The 15,830-nt window shown below is 41.2% G+C and carries 21 protein-coding genes; 6 read left to right on the plus strand and 15 right to left on the minus strand.

Annotated features, from left to right (window positions below):
* Nucleotides 1–74: 74 nt before the first annotated feature.
* A complete protein-coding gene (locus tag AAYR28_RS09740; protein ID WP_044332887.1) occupies nt 75–548 on the plus strand; it encodes an Hsp20/alpha crystallin family protein in 474 nt (157 codons plus the stop codon).
* Nucleotides 549–589: 41 nt separating this feature from the next.
* Here the strand turns inward: AAYR28_RS09740 and AAYR28_RS09745 are convergent, their stop codons facing one another.
* Both AAYR28_RS09745 and AAYR28_RS09750 read right to left on the minus strand, forming a co-directional pair.
* Nucleotides 590–808, minus strand: a complete 219-nt coding sequence (locus tag AAYR28_RS09745) for a hypothetical protein (RefSeq protein WP_024422697.1) — start codon at nt 806–808, stop codon at nt 590–592.
* A 75-nt stretch (nt 809–883) separates the two neighbouring features.
* The gene (locus AAYR28_RS09750) at nt 884–1,216 is read right to left on the minus strand and encodes a winged helix-turn-helix transcriptional regulator (RefSeq protein WP_098677493.1); all 333 of its coding nucleotides are present in this window, start codon (nt 1,214–1,216) and stop codon (nt 884–886) included.
* 138 nt (nt 1,217–1,354) lie between these two features.
* On the opposite strand from AAYR28_RS09750, the gene AAYR28_RS09755 reads away from it, so the two are divergent.
* The 3 genes from AAYR28_RS09755 (at nt 1,355) to AAYR28_RS09765 (ending at nt 3,907) form a co-directional block, all read left to right on the plus strand.
* Nucleotides 1,355–1,972 carry a nitroreductase family protein gene (locus AAYR28_RS09755; protein ID WP_024428323.1) on the plus strand — a complete coding sequence of 206 codons (618 nt, stop codon included), beginning with the start codon at nt 1,355–1,357 and terminating at the stop codon, nt 1,970–1,972.
* 238 nt (nt 1,973–2,210) lie between these two features.
* Nucleotides 2,211–2,414 (plus strand): DUF3311 domain-containing protein, encoded by a 204-nt coding sequence (locus AAYR28_RS09760; protein WP_024422700.1) that lies wholly within the window; start codon nt 2,211–2,213, stop codon nt 2,412–2,414.
* On the plus strand, nt 2,414–3,907 hold the full coding sequence (locus tag AAYR28_RS09765) for a sodium:solute symporter family protein (protein ID WP_120208102.1): 1,494 nt from the start codon (nt 2,414–2,416) through the stop codon (nt 3,905–3,907). The genes AAYR28_RS09760 and AAYR28_RS09765 overlap by 1 nt, the downstream gene beginning before the upstream one ends.
* A gap of 39 nt (nt 3,908–3,946) precedes the next feature.
* Here AAYR28_RS09765 and AAYR28_RS09770 read toward each other — a convergent pair whose 3' ends face one another.
* Nucleotides 3,947–5,332, minus strand: a complete 1,386-nt coding sequence (locus tag AAYR28_RS09770) for a S41 family peptidase (protein WP_061109253.1) — start codon at nt 5,330–5,332, stop codon at nt 3,947–3,949.
* A 150-nt stretch (nt 5,333–5,482) separates the two neighbouring features.
* Here AAYR28_RS09770 and AAYR28_RS09775 point away from each other — a divergent pair, with 150 nt between their 5' ends.
* Nucleotides 5,483–6,181, plus strand: coding sequence for a class I SAM-dependent methyltransferase (locus AAYR28_RS09775; RefSeq protein ID WP_041117718.1), 699 nt, complete (start codon nt 5,483–5,485; stop codon nt 6,179–6,181).
* A gap of 92 nt (nt 6,182–6,273) precedes the next feature.
* Nucleotides 6,274–6,525: a hypothetical protein gene (locus AAYR28_RS09780; RefSeq protein ID WP_024422704.1), complete on the plus strand. Its 252-nt coding sequence runs from the start codon at nt 6,274–6,276 to the stop codon at nt 6,523–6,525.
* A gap of 54 nt (nt 6,526–6,579) precedes the next feature.
* Here AAYR28_RS09780 and AAYR28_RS09785 read toward each other — a convergent pair whose 3' ends face one another.
* The 12 genes from AAYR28_RS09785 to cgeC form a co-directional block, all read right to left on the minus strand.
* Nucleotides 6,580–7,410, minus strand: coding sequence for a M15 family metallopeptidase (locus AAYR28_RS09785; RefSeq protein WP_101676934.1), 831 nt, complete (start codon nt 7,408–7,410; stop codon nt 6,580–6,582).
* Nucleotides 7,411–7,478: 68 nt separating this feature from the next.
* A complete protein-coding gene (deoD, locus tag AAYR28_RS09790) occupies nt 7,479–8,174 on the minus strand; it encodes a purine-nucleoside phosphorylase (RefSeq protein WP_012010274.1) in 696 nt (231 codons plus the stop codon).
* A gap of 112 nt (nt 8,175–8,286) precedes the next feature.
* The gene (locus AAYR28_RS09795; protein WP_034280548.1) at nt 8,287–8,604 is read right to left on the minus strand and encodes a hypothetical protein; all 318 of its coding nucleotides are present in this window, start codon (nt 8,602–8,604) and stop codon (nt 8,287–8,289) included.
* 54 nt (nt 8,605–8,658) lie between these two features.
* A complete protein-coding gene (locus AAYR28_RS09800) occupies nt 8,659–9,267 on the minus strand; it encodes a phosphatase PAP2 family protein (RefSeq protein ID WP_034280546.1) in 609 nt (202 codons plus the stop codon).
* A 50-nt stretch (nt 9,268–9,317) separates the two neighbouring features.
* Nucleotides 9,318–9,488, minus strand: coding sequence for a YozD family protein (locus AAYR28_RS09805; protein WP_065214722.1), 171 nt, complete (start codon nt 9,486–9,488; stop codon nt 9,318–9,320).
* A gap of 250 nt (nt 9,489–9,738) precedes the next feature.
* A complete protein-coding gene (locus AAYR28_RS09810) occupies nt 9,739–10,419 on the minus strand; it encodes a hypothetical protein (RefSeq protein WP_024422708.1) in 681 nt (226 codons plus the stop codon).
* 142 nt (nt 10,420–10,561) lie between these two features.
* Nucleotides 10,562–10,786 carry a YozE family protein gene (locus tag AAYR28_RS09815; protein ID WP_024422709.1) on the minus strand — a complete coding sequence of 75 codons (225 nt, stop codon included), beginning with the start codon at nt 10,784–10,786 and terminating at the stop codon, nt 10,562–10,564.
* Between the two features lie 79 nt (nt 10,787–10,865).
* On the minus strand, nt 10,866–11,147 hold the full coding sequence (locus tag AAYR28_RS09820) for a YokU family protein (RefSeq protein ID WP_012010281.1): 282 nt from the start codon (nt 11,145–11,147) through the stop codon (nt 10,866–10,868).
* A gap of 2 nt (nt 11,148–11,149) precedes the next feature.
* On the minus strand, nt 11,150–12,550 hold the full coding sequence (gene ablA / locus AAYR28_RS09825; RefSeq protein ID WP_034280543.1) for a lysine 2,3-aminomutase: 1,401 nt from the start codon (nt 12,548–12,550) through the stop codon (nt 11,150–11,152).
* Between the two features lie 118 nt (nt 12,551–12,668).
* Nucleotides 12,669–14,045, minus strand: a complete 1,377-nt coding sequence (locus tag AAYR28_RS09830) for a sigma-54 interaction domain-containing protein (RefSeq protein WP_120208104.1) — start codon at nt 14,043–14,045, stop codon at nt 12,669–12,671.
* A 146-nt stretch (nt 14,046–14,191) separates the two neighbouring features.
* Nucleotides 14,192–15,487 (minus strand): glycosyltransferase family 2 protein, encoded by a 1,296-nt coding sequence (locus AAYR28_RS09835; RefSeq protein WP_120208106.1) that lies wholly within the window; start codon nt 15,485–15,487, stop codon nt 14,192–14,194.
* A 17-nt stretch (nt 15,488–15,504) separates the two neighbouring features.
* Nucleotides 15,505–15,825, minus strand: coding sequence for a spore maturation protein CgeC (cgeC, locus tag AAYR28_RS09840; RefSeq protein ID WP_120208108.1), 321 nt, complete (start codon nt 15,823–15,825; stop codon nt 15,505–15,507).
* Between the last annotated feature and the right edge of the window lie 5 nt (nt 15,826–15,830).

The following is a 15,830-nucleotide window of genomic DNA, read 5'->3' on the forward strand; positions in this document are numbered from 1 at the left end:
CTAACGTATATTATAGCACGCACGCAGGCGAATGGGCATATACTAATTCAGGGCATTTAGAAAGGATGATTCACATGTTTGACTGGAACCGATTATTCCCTTTTCAAAAGCAGTTCTCAAAAGAAGCCTTAAAGAATTCAGATCCTAAAGACGTTGAGCAGTATGTCAATCAAGTCATGGAAAGTGTATTCGGCTCCAATTATCCTGCTCAGTTCCCATTTCAGGACCCCCTTTCTCAAAATCAAAAAACGAGGGAAAATGATGTCGAAAAAGAAAAAGAGCCAGAAGTCGAAGTGTTCGAGACGACTGATCATGTGTTTGTCAAAATTGAACTTGCTCGTCCAAACACAGAAAAAGTCAAAATCAAACATACAGCCAATCTGCTGTTTATTGATCATTTTCCTGAAGAAGGAACGCAGAAGAAAGTCGTTCTCCCTGCTGCTGTGAAACGAAAAGGAACGAAGGCGTCGTATCAAGACGGCATTTTGGAAATTATGTTTTTAAAGCATGATGATCCAGGAATTTCTGAAATTGATATTCCATTATAAAAAGCCTGCTTTAAGACCGAAAGCAGGCTTACTCTTTTTTCTTAATAATATGGTGGATATCCGCCGCCATAAGGTGGTGGAGCAGGCGGTGGTGGTGGCGGGTAATATGGACGGGGATAATTAAAAATCGCACTTCCTAGAAATCCGCCAAGCAGTCCGCCGACTAAAGGAGCGCCAAAACCAAAAAACAAAGGGACTCTGGATTCATATGGCGGAATGCCAGGGGCGCCGCCTCGAAAATACGGAGTATGAGGGTACATGCATTTCTCCTCCTTTGTCATGTGCCTAACATCAGCATATTCATCAGGAGTCAAAATGTTTGGGCAAACCTGAAACTAGGCTTGCTCCTTTTTCTCGTGTGAGTCTGTATACTCCCCTGCCCACCGAGATACCTCATGAAACACATCATGTAACGCATTCCCTTTTTCAGTTAAACTGTAAATGACTTTGACAGGCGTCTCAGGCAGGACAGTCCGCTCTATAATCCCTTCTTGCTCGAGCTCTTTTAAACGCTCTGCGAGCATTTTTTGACTGATCGACGGGATCGTGTCTGTGAGGTCTTTAAAACGCTTTGGACCATCAAGCAATACATGTATAATGAGACCGTTCCACCTTTTGCCTAGGAGTAAAAAAGCTTGCTGAATGTGTGGACATAATTGGAATTCCATAAATTTCAGCCTTTCTTTTCATGATTGTTTGACAAACTAACGGTGTACAATTTAAAATAACTCTAGTTACAATAAGTAAGTTTCTCACTTTTTAGTTATTGTACCATATTATTTGCAAAAACGGGAGGAAATATCCATATGGCGACCGATCAAAAAACAATTGACATCTTAAAACAAAGAGCTTCAGTAAAAGAGTATGATACTTCTCATGAAATGACAAAAGAAGAGTTAACAGAGCTTCTTGAAATCACAACAAAAGCACCATCTGCTTGGAACCTTCAGCATTGGCATTTCACTGTTTTCCATAGTGCTGAAGCAAAAGCAAAATTACTTCCAATCGCTTACAACCAAAAGCAAGTATCACAGGCATCAGCTGTTATTGCAGTTCTAGGTGACCTTGAAGCTAACCAAAATGGCGAAAAAATCTACAGTGAGCTGGCAGAACAAGGCTTCATTACTGAAGACATTAAAGAAACATTGATGACTCAAATCAATGGCGCATACCAAAGCGAGCAATATGCACGCGAAGCAGCGTATTCAAATGCTTCATTAGCTGCTATGCAATTAATGATTGCGGCCAAAGCAATGGGCTATGATACATGTGCAATGGGTGGTTTCAGTAAAGACGCGTACATCAAAGAATTCAATGTAAGCGGCCGCTACGAGCCGGTTATGCTGATTTCAGTTGGTAAAGCAGCGAAAGAAGCTCATAAAAGCAACCGTTTCGACATCGAAGAAGTATCTGATTTCCTTTAAAAATTGGCAAAGCCTCAGCCTTTATGCTGGGGCTTTTTTATTGGCTTTAATTATTATTTCTACATACTTTCTTTCACCTTCCTCCTCTTTACAACTTCACTCTTTCTCCTTTTTCAAGAATGAAAGCGTTATATTAGTATGATATTCACTAAAATGATTGTTTTTTCTGAAAATGGTCTTGTGATCTAATCTGACAACTGCTATTATTATGAAATTACAAAATATTCAGGAGGAAATCATGAACAAAAAATTGATGCTGGCACTACTAATCGCGATTCCATTCATCGGACAGCTCGCATTGCTGCCTTTTGCGAACCGCATTCATCCATTTGTCATCGGGCTGCCCTTTTTCCACTTCTGGCTCTTACTATGGATTGTACTCACACCAATTTGCACATTTATCATTTATAAGATGCAACATTCAAATGGAGGAACTGACTAATGCAAGGAAATTTAACAGCTTTATTGATTACTGCAAGTATTATTTTCATCGTCGTGGTCATCGGATTTGCCGCTGGTCGTGACAAATCATCAAGACAGTCAGTAGAAGAATGGTCTGTCGGCGGAAGAAAATTTGGCGGACTGCTCGTCTGGTTCCTCGTTGGCGCAGACTTATATACAGCTTATACCTTTTTAGGGCTTACAAGTACAGCCTATACAGCTGGAAGCGTCGCTTTTTTCGCTATTCCTTATTCAGTCCTAGCTTATTTTATTGCTTATTTCTTTTTACCGAAACTATGGACGGTTGCGAAAAATCACAACCTTACAACACTTGCCGATTATGCACGTGAGCGGTTTGACAGCAAGCTGTTATCCAGTTTGATTGCGATTGTTGGAGTACTTATGCTGATTCCTTATATTTGTCTTCAGCTGAGCGGAATTCAAGATACGTTAACTGTCGCTGGAACGAATTATATTAATGTGAATGCAGTAGTTATTATATCGTTTATTTTAGTCGCACTTTATACATTTTTTAGTGGTATTAAAGGTCCTACATATACAGCCATTATTAAGGATATTCTCGTTTGGGTGATCATGCTGTTTATGGTCGTTTCACTGCCAATTATTCATTTTAACGGCTGGACACCGATGATGAACACGTTAGCCAAAGAAGCCCCTCAGCTTCTAACGATCCCTGAAGGCGGTCCTAAGGGCATTTTATGGTTCATTACTGCTTCAGGCGTTTCTGCTCTTGCTTTGTTTATGTGGGCACACGCAGCAACTGGGGTTTTTACAGCCAAAAGCGCAGATGCCATCCGTAAAAACAGCATGTTTTTGCCTCTTTATAATATTGTATTGATTTTGGTCATCTTCCTTGGATTTATTGCCTTTTTAGTCTTACCAGAAGATACAAATCCGAGATTTGCTCTTCTTCATTTAATTCAAACATCATATGGCGGCGTGATGCAGGGACTCGCCTATTCTACGATTGCACTGGCTTCCCTCATTCCATGCTCCATCATGGCCATTGGCGCATCGAATTTATTTGCCAATAATTTATACCGTGACTTAATTCATCCGAATGTGTCACCTAAAAGATTGACCATCATTACACGTTCGATGGTGTTTATCGTCATCGGACTCGCTCTTTTATTCGGGATGCTGTTCCCAACTGCACTTGTCACGCTTCAGCTCATTGGTGTTTCAGGAATGGTTCAAATCTTCCCAGCTATTGCCATCAGCTTATTCTGGAAAAAACAATCGGGAGAAGCAACGATTGCCGGGTTAGTCATTGGAATCATCGTTACCTTTACAGCGAATATCTCACAAGTCACGTTCGGCCTTTATGAAGGTTTTCTTGGTTTACTAGCAAACGTCATCGTCATCTTGATTTTGAATCCATTCTTCCAAAAGAAAGTCACATCCAATTCTGTCATGAATGATCTATTTGAAAAGGATCATGAAAAAAAAGAAGCGCTCACAAACGAAGTGTAAGGATAAGAAAAAGCAGTCCCCTGATGAGGACTGCTTTTTTTATTTCATTTCTTTTTTCAAGACTTCAATGGCTTTTTTCATTTGTGTATCGTTGTTCTTTAGCTTATCTTGGATCTTTGTCATCAGAACGTTCGTTGTATCTCCTGTCAGAATACCGTCTGATTTAAGATCGTTGTCTGTTTGGAAGCTTTTGACGATAGACTGGAATGCTTGATCGTACTCACCGTTTGCTTTTGCTTTGTAGCCAAGCGCTTGGAACATTTTTTGAGCTGCTTTGACTTCATCTCCATTGTCATTTAGCTCATATGATTTTTTCGGGCTTAAGTAAGGCAGCTTTGCATAACTCGGAAGAGCTGCTTTGACCTGTGGTTCGATACCTTTTTTGTGGATCCAAGAACCGTCTGGTGTCAGCCATTTTGCAATGGTTAACTTGACACTAGAACCATCATTATAGTTTTGCGCATTTTGAACAGTTCCTTTGCCAAATGTCTTTTCACCCACAATTTGAATGCCTGAAGATTGGTGCAGAGCCGCCGCCATGATTTCAGCAGCGCTGGCTGATCCTCCATTTACAAGGACAACTGCCGGCTGATGGACTTTGCGTTCTTTTTCAGCCTTGTACACTTGTTTCTTCCCTTTTTCTTCAACCTGCATGATGACTTTTCCTTTATCAATAAAGTCATTGCTCATTTCAATGGCTTCTGTCATGATGCCGCCTGGATTATCTCTCAGGTCAATGACAAAACCTTTTGCCCCTTTTTTCTCGAGGTCATCAATTGCTTTATCCAGCTCTTTCGATGTGGTTTCAGCAAAGGACGTAATTTGGATTTCTCCTATTTTGTCTTTTGTGAGTTTTGCATACACCGTTTCAAGCGGAATCGTGTCTCTTGTGATGGTCACATCTACATTACCGACTCCTTGACGATTGAGATGCAGCTTAACATCCGTTCCTTTTTTCCCTCTAATGAGAGAGACTGCTTTATTGACCGACATTCCTTTGGTGCTTTTTCCATCCACTTTTAAAATATGATCATGAGGTTTCAAACCAGCTTTTTCAGCAGGAGAGCCTTTAATCGGCGCGACAATTAAAATTTGTCCATCCTTCTCTTCTACTTGTGCACCAATTCCTTCAAATGAAGAAGAAATGGTATTGTTAAATCCTTCGGCTTCCTCCTGATCCATATATGTAGAGTATGGATCATCAAGTGATGCAATCATTCCTTGGATCGCACCATCTACTAGTTTTTGATCATCCGTTTTTTCGTAATACTCATCCTTTACCTTCGTATACGCAGCCATGAGTTTACTAAACTTCTCGTCTCCTGAGACGCTGACAGCACCTTGTTTTGTGATCACAAATGTAATCGCTGAGGACAGTGCAGCAGTCACCAGAATGGCTACCACGAACTTCATTTGTTTTTTCAAAAAAACACCACCTTTATCTCCTTTCATTATTATCAAGGACGATGCTTCATCCGTCAACCAAAGGATCAACTTCTATTTGAAAAGATAAGCCATTTGCCCCTCTATTGCATAATCTTTAGAGAGGAACAGGATAAGGAAAGAAGGGATTATATGAGTGATTATGTAGAAATGCTTGCTTATTTTGGCGTATCAGGTGCCCATCCTGGCGGAATTGAGTTAACAAAAACGATGATTGAGCATATAAAACTGCCGCCTCATGCACGAATACTTGACGCTGGATGCGGTACAGGACAGACCGCCGCCTATTTAGGAAATATAGGTTATCAGGTGGAGGCCATTGATACGCATCCATTGATGATTGAAAAGGCGAACCTGCGATTCAAACGGGAGGAACTGCCGATCCGTGCTTTAGAGGCATCCATTGAGCAGCTGCCCTTTCCAGATCAAGCGTTCTCTCTACTCATCAGTGAATCTGTTTTAAGCTTTACCAAGCTGCGTGATGCACTAGCTGAGATCAAACGTGTGCTTGCTCCTGGCAGTCAACTGATTGCAAATGAAGCTGTGTTAAAAGCCCCTCTTACGCCTGAAGAGCTTGCAGCGGTTCGGAATTTTTACGGCTTCCACTCGCTCTTGTCGCTTGAAGAATGGAAGGAGCAGTTAACCGAAGCGGGCTTCCGTGACATTCAGATCCTCTCATTCGATGAACATATGGGGCAGGAGGAGCCGACAGAGATGGAATTATCTGAACACATACCCCCTTCTCTTTACGAAACGCTGCAAACACACTACGATCTCATTCAAGCACACCGAAAGCAGCTAAGTCACATTCTATTTGAATGTACCGTATAAAATGAGCGAATCTCCTATATGTTTTGTCCAAACTCTATGAAGTCTCTCGCATAGGATAAGAGTGAAAAGAGTTTGTCATAAGGAGGAAAAACATGGAGCGCTACTACAAGCTTTGTCAGCAGCACATGGGGAAAGTCGCTAGAATCACTGACCGTAATGGCAGAGTACACGTCGGACGCATTGAGCGTGTGACAAACCGCAAAGTTTATATTCGTCCAGTCGGCGGGTCTCGCGGAGGCTTTGGCTTTGGCTATTGGGGCGGATATTATGGCTGGGGTGCAGCGTATGGCATCGGCCTCGGTTTCATTACCGGCTTCGCATTAGCAGGATTGTTCTTTTTTTAAAAGAAGAATAAGAGAAGGCCTCCCGAATAGCTGGGAGGCCTTTTACTTACTTGTTTAGATTTTCTTTACTTTGTTCATGTATTCTTCAAATGTTAAATCGTGATCATGCATCGCTTTTGCGGCTTCTTTTCCCACATAGCGCAGATGCCACGGCTCATATTCGTATTTCGTAATGTCTTCTTTTCCTTTTGGATAACGGATGATAAAGCCATATTTATAGGCGTTTTTAGCCACCCATTTGCCATCTGGTGTTTCACCAAACTTTTCAGAGATCTCAAAACCGGCACTTTTTGAGGAAATGTCCATGGCTAAACCTGTTTGATGTTCACTTTCGCCTGGTAAAGCGACTGCTTCTTGTGCTTTTTCTTTGCCTTTTAATTTGACCTCACTATCAAAAATGACTTTTTGACGGTCATAGGAGCGATAGCCAGATACTGCAGCAAGCTCGAAGTTTTTCTTTTTTGCACCTTTGAATAACTTCTCAAGCGCTTCCGCTGCTTCTTTGCGGATATATCGCTTTTCAATATCTTCCGAAAAAGAGAATTCTACTTTTGGTACAACGAGATCAGAAGGTTTATAGGTTCCTGGTAATGCATATTCTTTGTTGACAAGTGCTAGCACATTTTCAGGATTTTGAATGGTTTTCAGACCGCTCACAACCTTGATGTCATTGAAATATTCACTCTTTAACGTCAGCTCTTGATTCGATGAATCTGCCTTATCGTTTGAGTTGTGCTGGGGAGATGAACTTGCTGCGTTTTTTTGTTCGTTTGTTTTGTTTGATTCAGATGTACCGCTTTTTTGATCCAGCAACTGGCAGCCTGATAGCGCGGCTGTCAAACCAAGAATCGATGCGATTGAGAGTATTTTGTAGCTTTTCTTCATGACATACCTTCCTTTTGCTCTTCTAAAAAAATAAAGATGCGCTACATTGTAGCACACCCTTTATACTATTATAAAACGGAGTCTAGCGCAATTAAGATCATTTCATCAAACGTTGTTTGACGCTCTTCAGCCGTTGTTTCTTCTCCTGTTAGAACGTGATCACTCACAGTCAAAATTGATAAAGCTTTTCGATCAAATTTTGCTGCAAGAGAATAAAGAGCGGTTGTCTCCATTTCGATCGCTAGGATACCATATTGAGCCATGAGCTCAAGTGGTTTTTCATTGTAAAATTGGTCTGCTGTAAATACATTTCCGACACGTACAGCGACATTTTTTGCTTCTGCCGTGTCGTAGGCTTTCTTGAGCAGGCCAAAATCAGCGCATGGCGCATAATCAATCGGTCCAAATGCCACACGATTCATTTGTGAATCTGTTGATGATGTCTGGGCTAAAATGACGTCACGTACATTGACATCTCTTTTGATGGCTCCGCAAGATCCAACGCGAATTAAGTTTTGAACATCATAGCTTTGAATGAGTTCATTCACATAAATCGAAATAGACGGTACGCCCATCCCAGTGCCCTGTACAGAAACACGTTTTCCTTTATAGGTTCCAGTATAGCCATACATTCCGCGCACTTCGTTATAGCACTCAACATCTTCTAAATATGTATCTGCAATATATTTCGCACGCAACGGATCGCCTGGCAGCAATACCGTTTCTGCAATTTGTCCTTTTTCTGCTCCAATATGTACACTCATTTTTTAGCCTCCACTTACGTTTACTATGTATTTTATCCTATTTATTATAAACGATTGAGCTAAAAAAAGAAAATACCAGCTGAATCTCAAGCTGGCATCATCAATCATCTATTTAACTTATCGTCATCATTCGTTCACTGCGTTTCCATCCTGCCGGAGAGAGCTGATAATAGCACTTCCCCTTTTTCTTATCATCAATCACAACAATATCACCTGTTGTGATAAACCGCGCATTGTAATCATTAGGGACTGTATCATGTACATTAAATGTCGAGAATGCTTTTTCCAGTACATCAAGGTGTGTTCTGCCGCCAATCTTTGTCCGGTACACAGGCAGATGCCCGCTTGCAGCGCCATATTCAGGTGTCTGATAAATGGTTAAGTGAAATGCTGAAGGTTTCTTTTGAAAAAATCTCAACGTCAATTGCATTCAAATCCCTCCCCTTTTATATAAAATTGGCTGGGATCTGTCAATTTCCTTCTTCTATTTTTGTCGAATGACAGGCAATCTTTCGTCAATCTTTTTACAAATGAGAAATAAAGCGAGTCCTATCGCAAAGCCTCCTGCAACATCTGTCAAATAATGCACCCCGATATACATCCGGCTGATGCCAATGGCCAGAACGAAAAGCCCTGTGATCAAATAGACGATTTTTTGTCTTTCTTTCAGCCATGGGATCATTTCAACTAATAGATAAGCCATAAAAGGGTAGATGGTGGCTGCATTCATCGAATGTCCGCTCGGAAAGCTGTAATACGTTTCACCTACAAGGTGATCAAAGGCCGGACGCTCTCTAGCAAACAGCCCCTTTAATTCATGATTGATTGTTTTTTCTGTGAGATATAGTAGAAAGAGCATCATGATAGAGTAGTAGCGCTTATACATAAACAAGACCACACTAAAAATGAGCATGATTGGAACGAGCAGCGCGCTGATGCCTAAGTCCGTCAAAGCCAGCATGACATCATTTAAAAAAGGGAGTCTGATGCTTTCAAACCATAAGATGATCTGGTTGTCCAAATCTTGAAAAGCCCCAGATACCATGAGCGCAGCAATGGCGCCAAATAAAATGAAAAGATATAGGATGTACACGCGAAAGATTCCCCTCCCTCTCTCTTCAGAATCTCTTCAAAGTATAGTACCTACCACGCCTCTTCTTCAACTATCATTGCTTTTTTCAGCATATATTCAAATGTAATGTCAGCCAGCTCAAATGTTTCAAGCTCAGCAGGTATGTACCCTCTTTTGATCAGCTCCACGTAGAAGAACTCCGCAATTTCCTCTGTATCAATCACCAAATCTGCTTCTTTCATTGCATTCCGCCTCCTTTTTTATGATGTATGAACGCCGGCTGTTTTTTATTACAGTTTGTCATAATGGCTCATTCCATACATATAAATGCAGTAAACAAAAAGAAAAGGGGCTTGAGGCAATGAAATGGTTAAGCATATTAGATGGAGAAACTTTTGATCAGGTGATGGGCCGTATCTTGAGGGGATGGTTTTATGTGATTGCATTTTTCTGTGTGCCTTATTTTTTATTCGTGTTAGGACAAGTCTTTCTTTAACCAAAATGTTCGTGTAAACTTTCCAAAATAAAATCCATCATATCCTTATATTCTGGATCTTTGAAAAATTCATAGAGAATTTTATAATCGTTATAAATATCAAGAAGCTCATCCACTATAGATACAGCCAGAAATTCAAGTGAAGATTCGCTTTCTTGTTTCTCTTCCAGCTGCAATAGAGCCGTTTGGACCATATCTTCTTCTAACTCTTTTGAGGTTTCTCCGACGTAATGCACAAAAAGAAGCTGATGAACAAACTGGTCCATCTCATATTTTCTTAGGACAAGCGTTAAATCTTCCTCTTCTGTTTCCAGCCACTCTCCGTCTTTCAGCCTCGTGAGTTCGTAAATGACATCTTCCCAGCCATCTTCAAGGTAGCGCCAAATTTCAGTCCGATGACCGATGATTTTAAACAGCTCTTTTCCGTAATCTTTTACATATACAACATCGCCAATGAGGAACTCATATTCAATGTCCAGCTTTTCTGTATCGACAATCACTCCGCTATACTCATCGTAAAGCTGAAGTGATGTTTCAAAATAAAGCACCTCATTATGATTGACCTCATATAAATAGTGCTGGTCAATTTGATGGACTTTTGTAATCGTTCCGACTGTGCCGTACATGACAACGACGACAATATCCCCTACTTGATATTTTGGTGCTTTCGCCTTCATTCTGTCTCCCCCTTGCCCGACTTTTGGTCTTAACGTATCGTATGCCGGCGCAAGGAATTCTGCATGGGCAACCACACCATGCAAAACGCCATTTTATTTCTCATGAAAAAACCGCTTCTCCATCCGGATAAGCGGTTGTGTGTTATTTTTTTTTGACTTCTACTTCGTATTGCTCAAACGCTTCGTCAAATGTTGTCATTGAGCTTAAATAATCACCATTTAATTCTAAATAAGCGCACAGCTCATGATAATCTGTGGAAGCTTTAGGAAAGCTGTGATCCTCGTACGCAGCATTTGCGAAATGGCTGATTTCATCTTTCGGTTTTGGATGTCTGAACTTCATTAAATAATGGTAAAACGACTTCACCTGTTTTTCCCTCCGCGACACACTATTTTGTTGTTATATTATACAGCAATTTGATGACTTGTATAGGCGGAGGTACAACTTATGATGAAAAGTCAAAGTAATTTCGCTTTAATAACCGCTCCATGCTCATTAATTCTTCATAGGAGATTTTTTCTGGAAGTTTTGTCTGATCCACTAAAATTAATTGATCTTCAATCTCTTTGACCGTCTCATCCTTTTGATAGGTCATCCCGCAGTGCGTGCAGGAAATGGACGGCGTTTCGATGATTTCAATTGATTGTGTGCCCGTGATCAGTTCCCAATAGACTGTTGTCTGCTCCGCATTTGCTTTATTTTCCTCACACCAATCACATGTCAGCAAGGCTATTTCTCCTCCTTTACGGTTTGTTCTTTTTTGAGCTGCGCTTGATATTTCTTCTCTTTTAATTCATCTCGTTTTTCACGTTTGTTTTTAAGTGTGTCGTGCTCAGGATTTGTCTCATATGCTTCTCTACGTTTCATTCGGCTTAAATTCTCGGGCGTAAACGATCTCGCTTCATCCTCTAATAGTGCGGTAATACCAATTGCCGGTTCTTGTTTCTCTTCATAAATTTCATTAAAATACGCATCTGCCTGGCCTGCGACGTAATGCTCTGGTTCTGGATAAGAGGTGATGACACCTTCAAAGTTACGAAGGACGACTTTGTCAGGGCTTTGCGATAATAAATAATTTGGCTGTAAAGCAATTTTCCCTCCGCCTCCTGGCGCATCTACTACAAAGCTTGGTACTGCATAACCACTCGTATGTCCTCTTAAACCCTCAATGATTTCAAGCCCTTTTGATACCGGCGTTCTAAAGTGGCCAATGCCCTCAGATAAATCACATTGATAAATATAATATGGTCTGACCCGAATCTTCACAAGATCGTGCATCAGCTTCTTCATAATCGGCACACTGTCATTAATACCTGCAAGGATGACGGCCTGATTCCCTACAGGAACACCGGCATTCACAAGACGTTCGCACGCTTCTTTTGCTTCTTTTGTGATTTCAATACTTGTATTGAAATGGGTGTTCAGCCAAACTGGGTGATATTTTTTCAAAATCTCGCACAGCTCATCTGTAATACGCTGCGGAAAGACAACCGGCGCGCGGGTTCCAATCCGAATGATTTCAACGTGCGGAATATCCCGTAAGTTTTTCAAAATGTATTCAAGCACTTGATCATTGATTAACAGCCCATCTCCGCCAGAAATTAACACGTCCCGCACCTCAGGTGTTTCTCTAATATATCCAATTGCAGCATCTAACTGCTTTTTCGGCACACCCATACCAATCTGGCCGGAAAAACGTCTTCTCGTACAATAACGGCAGTACATGGAGCACTGATTTGTCACAAGAAACAGTACACGATCTGGATATCGGTGCGTGAGCCCCGGGACAGGTGAGTCCTCATCTTCATGCAGCGGGTCTTCCAGATCATATTTTGTTTTATGAAGCTCTTCTGCAATTGGCACAGATTGCATACGTATTGGACATCTTGGATCGTCTGGATTCATCAGTGAGGCATAGTAGGGTGTAATGTTGAGTGGAATGGTTTTAGTGGAAATCTTCACCCCTTCTCGTTCCTCTTCTGTTAAGTTTACGATTTTTTCTAAATCCTCAAGCGTTTTCACGGTATGCGTCAGCTGCCAAATCCAGTCGTTCCACTTTTCCTCAGGTACATCCTTCCAAAGCTCAATGTCCTTCCAGTGACGTGCCGGTTCATACAATTTCTGATTCATATCCATTCCCCCTATCAGCATTCACTTTATACTATGCAAGTTATGTGCCAACATGGGAAAATGCCCCTATTCTTTACAAAAGGAGCTTTTACCCGTCATATTCAATTGGATGTTGTGCCTATATTTCGGCATCTGCATATTTCTTTAATTTATATTGCAGCGTTTGTCGAGGGATTTTTAAAGCAGCGGCGGTTTTTTTAATATTTCCATTATGCTGATGTAAAGCTTCTTGGATCAATGTTTGTTCAAATGAAGACACTTGATTTTTTAAGGAGGATTCAGATGTTTCTTTTTCCAGCTTTTGCTCACGTAAATGAGCCGGAAGGTATAGAGGGATGATCTCTTCCGCTTCCTTTGGCATCATCAACACGGCATGCTCTATCGTATGTTTTAATTCTCTGACATTCCCAGGCCAGTGGTGCGCCATAAACAATCGTTCCGTTTCTTCAGAAAGGCGTGTAACGTTTTTTGAAAACTGCTGATGATAGGTTTGAATGAAGTGGCGGGATAGCAGCGTGATATCTTGCTTTCTTTCACGAAGCGGCGGGATATAAAAAGATGATACATGCAATCTATAAAATAAATCTTCTCTTAAAATTTGCTTTTTCACTGCTTCGAATGGGTCCATATTGAGCGCAGTAATGAGCCGAACATCCACTTGAATGGATTTTGCGTCACCGATGCGGCGGACAACGCCATCCTCTAACACACGTAATAATTTCGTCTGCAGCGTGAGCGGCATCGCTTGCAGCTCATCAAGAAAAAGTGTGCCCCCATCAGCTAATTCGAAAAGTCCCTTGCGATCAAGTGCGCCCGTATAGCTCCCTTTGACAGATCCGAACAATAAACTTTCAAGTAATGATTCTGGGAGTGCTGCGCAGTTTTGCGGAATGAACACTTGATTTTTCCGGTCAGATTCATGGACAATGGCTTGAACGAGCACTTCTTTTCCTGTCCCTGTTTCCCCGTAGACAACAACTGATGATGGATAAGCAGCTGCTTTTTTTGCCCTTTCAAGCATTTCTTTTAAAAGAGGATCATTTGTTAAAAATGAAGCAAAATCATGCATTTGTACGGCCTCAGCCGCGTCTTGTGTCCGCTTTTTTTGCCCTAACCGATTGGAAAGAGCCGACAGCTTTGATACATCTTTTGCGACTTCGACCGCGCCTATTAACTCGTTATCTTCGATAATAGGCAATGTCGTGTTCACTGTTTCAATCCTTTCTCCATTTTTATTCAAATAGGTTTGCAGCGAATGATAAATGGGCTTTCCTGTTCGCAACACATGCATGAGCGTACTTGTCTTTTCAGTTAAAGAGGGATACACATCAAGGATGTACTTGCCAATCACCTCTTCTTTTTGTAAAGAGTCAAACTTAGCGGCATTATGATTGTAAAAAATCGTCATCCCTCGATCATCTACAACGTGAATGGCTTCATCAATAGCTTCTAAAATCAATTCAAACCAATCTGCTCTTTCGACAACCTTCCCCATTCTTTCCCCCTCACTTTCAGTGCCAAAAAACCGGCATCAATTGCCAAGTTTTCAGCGGCTTGATCAATTCTTAAAGGTTCCTGTCCTTTTCATGTTTCGCTTTTTCCTTTCTACTTCCTGCAATCATTGCGAAAAAAGCACCCCTCTTATGAGGAGTGCTTTCGTCCGGATGTTTGATAAAGAGACATATCGAATTCTTGCAGCGATTCCCTATACAGCGGCACAATCGGCTTTCCTTCCTGAAAAAACGCAAATTGGGATGGGTACAGCTTAATCGGCTGATGATAAAAAGCGAATCGCTTCACGACCTCAGGATCAATACGGCAAAAGGCATAATGCACAAGTAAATAAACATCTTGTTTCCATTTAAACAGGCGCCTGTTTGGCGGACTGAAAACTGGAGAAGCCTGAATTATGCCGCCATCCTCAAATGCCTGAAGCTGATCATTTGAAATCGTATAGATCTCCTTAGGGTGAAACTGAAAATATTGCACGTCACGTTTTGAAGCAAACCGTCTTTTTTTCTGATCTTCAATATAAAAGAACGTTTTCCCATTATCTGCGGTAACGACTGTATAATTGGGTACTGCCAGCTTCTCTTTCATTTCATATTTCATCTCACATAACAGCGGAACACGGATCGCACGCCTGTTCTTTTCATTGATCCAGCGTTTTTCAATTCCATGAAGTTTCCCGTCTGCGATTTGATAATAATCTTCTTCTTTTTCAATGACCGTTCCGTCAATTAAATCATACGGCATACTCGAAAACAGATGATGAAAGGAATGGGGCGTTTTATACGTTGTATCCAGTACATCTTTTAATGGAAAAAACGCAGCGAAGTGATTCAGCCTCATCCAAAATACAGAATCTGCATGATGCCAGTGCTTTGGCTCATCGTCCCAATATTGTCCGTATTTTTCATAGATCAGTGGAAGCAAGCAGCTTCTGTGCATGACCGAACAATGGTCCACTTGAAAGGACGCATGCTCTAAGATTTGATCTGCTTCTCGAATAAAACTCATCGTTTCCACTAAATGCTGATCAACATGCACGACCCGCTGCGAGGAATACACAATATCTATGTGAGGCTTCGACCGAAAAACATCCACCATTTTAAGCAAACGATCTTGATGGTAGATGGTATCATCGGTTAAATAACAAATGAGCTCACCTGTTATACGGGTTAATGCTTCATTAATAAGCGTCGCATATCGTGCGGTTAACAGCCGTTTTGCTGGATGAACTGTGTGCGAATACAGCTGAATGCGTTCATCACTTAAATAGGGCTGGATCTTTTGAATGGTGCCCTCTTCTGAGCCATCATCCATAATCAAAAGCTCCCAATGCGGATACGTTTGATCTACCATACTCTTTAGCACACGATCAATGAAATCTGGTTTATTGTAGCTTGTTAAAATCACCGATACTTTCATGATCATTATCCTTTTTGATTAGATTAAAAAGCCCCCCAGCTGACAATGTTCACATAAGGAACACTCACTCTTAGCTGATTTGTCGCGTTTTTAAAGACTGCAACCGTATCAAACAATTGCACGACAACCACGTTTTGAAGTACATCTCCATTGACCAAATGAACACGCGGCAACGGAATGCCAAGCTCAAGCCATGGACGAAGTAATTCTTTGATGTCTGACACATTCTCTTCCCCACTTTCTTCTAAAAGACGAAGAAGAAGTAAAATCAAGATGATTTCAAGCACTCCTTCCGACTCTACTAATTCTTCGTTCCAACCATCTAATAATTGTTCAAATTCCATTCATA

Source organism: Bacillus safensis (genome assembly GCF_039619585.1).
GTDB lineage: Bacteria > Bacillota > Bacilli > Bacillales > Bacillaceae > Bacillus > Bacillus safensis.

What these genes read in the sequence shown, in the direction of transcription:
- AAYR28_RS09740 (WP_044332887.1), top strand. Translation starts at nt 75, where the DNA reads ATGTTTGACTGGAACCGATTATTCCCTTTTCAAAAGCAGTTCTCAAAA.
- AAYR28_RS09745 (WP_024422697.1), bottom strand. Translation starts at nt 808, where the DNA reads ATGTACCCTCATACTCCGTATTTTCGAGGCGGCGCCCCTGGCATTCCG.
- AAYR28_RS09750 (WP_098677493.1), bottom strand. Translation starts at nt 1,216, where the DNA reads ATGGAATTCCAATTATGTCCACACATTCAGCAAGCTTTTTTACTCCTA.
- AAYR28_RS09755 (WP_024428323.1), top strand. Translation starts at nt 1,355, where the DNA reads ATGGCGACCGATCAAAAAACAATTGACATCTTAAAACAAAGAGCTTCA.
- AAYR28_RS09760 (WP_024422700.1), top strand. Translation starts at nt 2,211, where the DNA reads ATGAACAAAAAATTGATGCTGGCACTACTAATCGCGATTCCATTCATC.
- AAYR28_RS09765 (WP_120208102.1), top strand. Translation starts at nt 2,414, where the DNA reads ATGCAAGGAAATTTAACAGCTTTATTGATTACTGCAAGTATTATTTTC.
- AAYR28_RS09775 (WP_041117718.1), top strand. Translation starts at nt 5,483, where the DNA reads ATGAGTGATTATGTAGAAATGCTTGCTTATTTTGGCGTATCAGGTGCC.
- AAYR28_RS09780 (WP_024422704.1), top strand. Translation starts at nt 6,274, where the DNA reads ATGGAGCGCTACTACAAGCTTTGTCAGCAGCACATGGGGAAAGTCGCT.
- AAYR28_RS09785 (WP_101676934.1), bottom strand. Translation starts at nt 7,410, where the DNA reads ATGAAGAAAAGCTACAAAATACTCTCAATCGCATCGATTCTTGGTTTG.
- deoD (WP_012010274.1), bottom strand. Translation starts at nt 8,174, where the DNA reads ATGAGTGTACATATTGGAGCAGAAAAAGGACAAATTGCAGAAACGGTA.
- AAYR28_RS09795 (WP_034280548.1), bottom strand. Translation starts at nt 8,604, where the DNA reads ATGCAATTGACGTTGAGATTTTTTCAAAAGAAACCTTCAGCATTTCAC.
- AAYR28_RS09805 (WP_065214722.1), bottom strand. Translation starts at nt 9,488, where the DNA reads ATGAAAGAAGCAGATTTGGTGATTGATACAGAGGAAATTGCGGAGTTC.
- AAYR28_RS09810 (WP_024422708.1), bottom strand. Translation starts at nt 10,419, where the DNA reads ATGAAGGCGAAAGCACCAAAATATCAAGTAGGGGATATTGTCGTCGTT.
- ablA (WP_034280543.1), bottom strand. Translation starts at nt 12,550, where the DNA reads ATGAATCAGAAATTGTATGAACCGGCACGTCACTGGAAGGACATTGAG.
- AAYR28_RS09830 (WP_120208104.1), bottom strand. Translation starts at nt 14,045, where the DNA reads ATGGGGAAGGTTGTCGAAAGAGCAGATTGGTTTGAATTGATTTTAGAA.
- AAYR28_RS09835 (WP_120208106.1), bottom strand. Translation starts at nt 15,487, where the DNA reads ATGATCATGAAAGTATCGGTGATTTTAACAAGCTACAATAAACCAGAT.
- cgeC (WP_120208108.1), bottom strand. Translation starts at nt 15,825, where the DNA reads ATGGAATTTGAACAATTATTAGATGGTTGGAACGAAGAATTAGTAGAG.